Origin of the sequence: Sphingomonas albertensis (assembly GCF_014358075.1) — a bacterium.
GTDB classification, from domain to species: domain Bacteria; phylum Pseudomonadota; class Alphaproteobacteria; order Sphingomonadales; family Sphingomonadaceae; genus Sphingomonas; species Sphingomonas albertensis.
Genome location: NZ_JACONT010000077.1, coordinates 1 through 4,417, shown reverse-complemented (window position 1 = coordinate 4,417; position 4,417 = coordinate 1). Strand labels below are relative to the sequence as shown.

Annotated in this window: 3 protein-coding genes; all 3 read right to left on the bottom strand. The window is 67.7% G+C overall.

Features of this window, described 5'->3' with window-relative positions; genetic code table 11:
* Positions 1-371: 371 nt before the first annotated feature.
* The 3 genes from phbB to H8S47_RS18570 are packed head-to-tail and all read right to left on the bottom strand — an operon-like array spanning position 372 to position 4,315.
* Entirely contained in the window at positions 372-1,094 is a 723-nt protein-coding gene (phbB, locus tag H8S47_RS18580) for an acetoacetyl-CoA reductase (protein WP_187505251.1), read from the bottom strand.
* A gap of 30 nt (positions 1,095-1,124) precedes the next feature.
* Positions 1,125-2,132 carry a ferrochelatase gene (gene hemH / locus H8S47_RS18575; RefSeq protein WP_187505250.1) on the bottom strand — a complete coding sequence of 336 codons (1,008 nt, stop codon included), beginning with the start codon at positions 2,130-2,132 and terminating at the stop codon, positions 1,125-1,127.
* Positions 2,129-4,315: a xanthine dehydrogenase family protein molybdopterin-binding subunit gene (locus H8S47_RS18570; RefSeq protein WP_187505249.1), complete on the bottom strand. Its 2,187-nt coding sequence runs from the start codon at positions 4,313-4,315 to the stop codon at positions 2,129-2,131. The genes hemH and H8S47_RS18570 overlap by 4 nt, the downstream gene beginning before the upstream one ends.
* Positions 4,316-4,417: the final 102 nt, after the last annotated feature.

Here is a 4,417-nt window from a genome sequence, read left to right as displayed (position 1 = left end):
CCAGCCCTCGGGGTTTTTGGTTTGGTGGTGGGCCAGCCAAGCAATGCTGCGCCTGGAACTGCCCCTCACCCCGACCCTCTCCCCTGAGGGGAGAGGGAGTAGGATGCTGGGTGTTTTGCGGTGGCATCCTCGTTCGCCGTAGATGCTGCGGGTTTTGGTCCGAGCAGGGCTATCCTTGCTAGTTCCCCCGCGAAGGCGGGGGCCCAGGATCAAGCAAGACCGTCCTCGGTAATCCGGTAGACATCTACTCAGCGCCGCTGGCAAAGCCGCCGTCGGACGGGTTCGGCCTAGCCGACCCGCCGGCCGTGCTGGGCGCTGCCCGCTCGCTTCGCTTGCTGGCATCGGCGCGGACGTTGCCGCGCCTGCGCCCGTCAGTACATGTGCTGCCCGCCATTGATGCTCAACGTCGAACCGGTAACGAACCCGCCCTCCTCCGAGCACAGAAACGCCACACCGCGCGCGATCTCGGTGGCTTGGCCCAGCCGTCCGACCGGGATTTTCGCGACGATCTTCTCCAGCACGTCGGCCGGCACCGCCGCCACCATGTCCGTGTCGATATACCCCGGCGCGATCGCGTTCACCGTCACGCCGGCGCGGGCACCCTCCTGCGCCAAGGCCTTCGTAAAGCCGTGGATGCCGGACTTCGCGGCCGCGTAATTCACCTGGCCGTATTGCCCGGCCTGGCCGTTGATCGAGCCGATATTAACGATCCGCCCCCATTTGCGCGTGCGCATGCCGGGGAAGACGGCCTTGGCCATGTTGAAACAACCGCCAAGATTGGTGTCCATCACCTCTTTCCAATCCTGGTACGTCATCTTCAGGATGGTGCCGTCGCGGGTGATGCCAGCGTTGTTCACGACGATATCGACATCGCCCAGATCTGCGGCGACCTGCGTGCAGCCGGCCTGGCACGCATCATAGTCGGCGACGTCCCATTTGTACGCCTTGATCCCGGTGCGCTCGGTGAATTCGCGCGCGCGGTCGTCGTTGCCGGCATAGGTTGCCGCCACGGTCAGGCCCATGTCCTGCAATGCGAGACTGATCGCTTCGCCGATTCCGCGCGTACCACCGGTTACAATTGCGACGCGTGCCATCAGTCTCTCTCCTCAGTGTTTTGCCGAAGGCTAGCCAGCCCGCACCCATCCTTCAAGCTCGCGCGCCAAAATGCTGCGCAACATTTCCACGCCGACCGGGCTGTCGTTGAGGCAGGGGAGATAGGCGAAGTGCGTCCCGCCAGCCTCTTCGAAGCTCTCGCGCCCGCGGATCGACAGTTCCTCCAGCGTCTCCAGGCAATCGGCGGAGAAGCCCGGCGCGAAGATCGCGACTTTGGTCTTGCCCGCCTTGGCGAGCGCGACGAGCGTCTCGTCGGTCGCCGGCCCCAGCCACTTCTGCGGCCCGAACCGTGACTGGAACGCGATCGTCAACTCGCGCCCCATGCGCTCGCCGAGCAACCGTGCGGTCTTCTGGCAGTGGCAGTGATAGGGATCGCCCTGCTGCAACGTCCGCTTCGGCATCCCGTGGAAGCTGGCGACGATCGCATCGGGCGTGAAATCAAGCGCGGAGAGCCCCTCCTCGAGCGAGTCCTTCAGCGCGTCGATATAGAGCGCGTCGTCATAATATGGCGGCAACGTGCGGATCGCCGGTTGCCAGCGCAGGCCAGCTAGATGCTTGAACGCCTTGTCGTTCGCGGTCGCGGTCGTTGCTGCGCAATATTGCGGGTAGAGCGGCGCGAGTAGGATGCGCTCGCACCCCGCCGCCTTCATCGCCGTCAGCCGGTCCGAAATCGACGGATTGCCGTAGCGCATCGCCCAGTCGACCAGCACTTCCGGCCCGAACGAATCCTTCAACGCGGCCGCCTGCAACCGGGTGATCGCGGCGAGCGGCGAGCCGTCCTCGCGCCAGACCTGCGCATAGGCGTGCGCGGATTTTTTCGGGCGGGTGTTGAGGATGATGCCGCGCAGGATCGGCTGCCACGCGATCTGCGGGATCTCGACGACGCGCGAATCGGACAGGAACTCGCCGAGATAGCGCTTCACCGATTTCGCATCGGGGCCGTCGGGCGTGCCGAGGTTCATCAGCAACACGCCGATGCGGGGCTTGGGAATCGGGGGGTGATCGGGAGGCAGGGTCATGACTCTGGTCTTAAAGGCAAATTGCGGATGCGGAAGCCTGTTGACGCATAGAGCGCGTTGGCAATCGCCGGCGCGACCGCGGGAACGCCGAGTTCGCTGACCCCGCCGGGGGCTTCCTCGCTGCGGATCAGCTCGACGGTGATGTCGGGCGTGTCTGCGAGGCGGGGCAGCGCGATCGTGTCGAACCCGCGCGCGTCGGCGAGGCCGCGGGTGAAGCCGGTGGAGGCTCCGAGTGCGGAGGCCATGCCGAAGATCAGACCGCCCTCGATCTGCTGGCGGACGATGTCGGGGTTGATCTGGGCGCCGCAATCAACCGCGGCGACGAGGCGGTCGACCACTGGCCGCTGGTCCGCACCCATATGCGCCTCCGCCATCACAGCGATGTAGCTGCCTCGGAACGCGTGGGCTGCGATGCCCTGGCCACTGCCGGCGACGCCACCGTTCCAGCCGCCGAGTGCCGCGGCGGTCGACAGGCAGCGGGCGAGTCGTGGTGCGCCACCCAGCATGCCGATGCGGAACGACATCGGTTCGGACTGGGCCGCGCGTGCGAGTTCGTCGAGGAAGCATTCGGTGAAGAACGCGGTGTAGCCGTGTGCGCCGCCGCGGAGGTGGCCGGTCGGGATGCCGATCTCGGCAGGGTGGTGGTCGATCGCACAAGCGGGGATGCGGTAGGCAGGCGTTGCGCCGGCCACGGCGTAGCGGTCGCCCTTGGTGCCGATCAGTGCGGCTTCGGTGGCGAGCCCCGGCATCAGGCGGCGTGCCATTTCGGCGCCGGTGGAGGGGGTGGCGATGGTCGCGCTCCAGCCCATGATCGCGCCGTTGGGGGCGAGGCGTGCGGCCATCTTCGCGATCGCGGGTGCGCGGTAATGGTCGTGGAGCGAGTCCTCGCCGCGCGACCAGACGAGGCTGACCGGGCGGCGGAGCTTGACCGCGAGGACGGCGGCTTGCTCGGCGACGTCGTGTTCGAGTGCTGCGCCGAACGATCCGCCGATCAACATCGGGTGGACGACGACCGCATCCTCGCTGAGGTCCGCCGCGTGCGCCGCTGCTGATCGTGCGAGCCCCGGCGCTTGCGTGGCGAGCCAGAGTTCGAGGCGCCCGTTCGAGAAGGAGGCGGTCGCGCTGCGGGTCTCGATCGCTGCGTGCAGGCCGAGACCGGCGCGGTAGGTCGCGGTGACGAGCTTGGCGCCCTGGAACGTCGCGGCGATGTCTCCGGTCTCCGCCATCCGAATGCCGGGACGCGCGAGCGCGGCGTCCAGGGCCGCGTCGATCGACTCTGTGTCCGGGAGCGGGGCGTCGTTCTCGAACCGTGGCGCGAGCGCGTCGAGCGCCTTTTGTGCCGCCCACCCTGTCGTCGCGACTGCGGCCACCCAGCGCGGGTTCTCGATGACCGAAAGCACGCCGCGGATGCGATCGGCAGCGGCGCGGTCGACCCTGGTCAGGCGACCGCCGACCGGACCCTGGCGGATCGCGGCGTGGACCATGTCGGCGAGGCGTACGTCGCCGGCGAAGTTGGCCGAACCGTCGACCTTCGAGGGCGTGTCGAGGCGGGGGATGGACTTGCCGACGAGCTTGCCCGCGCCCTGGATGCCGAGCGGGAGGGGATCGGGGAGCGTGAACTTTGCGGCCTCCTCGGCGAGTTCGGCGAAGCGGATGCGCTTGGCTTGGTATGTGCAAAAACCGGCCTCGGCGTTAACCTGGGTCCAGTCGGCGTCCCAGCGTTTGGCCGCTGCCATGCAGAGCAGCGCGCGGGCGCCTGCACCGGCCTCGCGACAGGCTTGTTCGAACATCCGGATCGAACTCGATCCGCCGGTGAGCATCGGTGGCTGTACGATGCCGTCCGGGAGGCGGTCGAACAGGCCTTCGAACAGGTCGTGCGTGCCGAGCGGGTTGGCGTAGAGCGGATTGAGCGGGGCGGGCTCGACGCCGATCGTGCGCCAGTCCGCGCCGAGTTCGTCGGCGACGATCTGGGGAAGGGTCGTGTAGACGCCCTGGCCGTGCTCGACCTGCGGGACGGCGACGGTGACGTGGCCGTCGATGCCGATCTTGAGCCACGCGCCGAACGGGGTTTCGCCGGGGTTGGCGACGAGGTTCGGCGCGTAGCTGCGTGGCCATAGCCCCCAGGCGACGACGAGCCCGATCCCCGCGCCGCCGCCGACTAAAATCTCACGCCTGCTAATCATGAGGTGGCTCTAATCCTTCTCCCCCACGGGGAGAAGGTGGCGCGGTAGCGTCGGATGAGGGGTAGTGGGTGTGCGCGGCCCGGCCCGCCCGCACAAAACAAC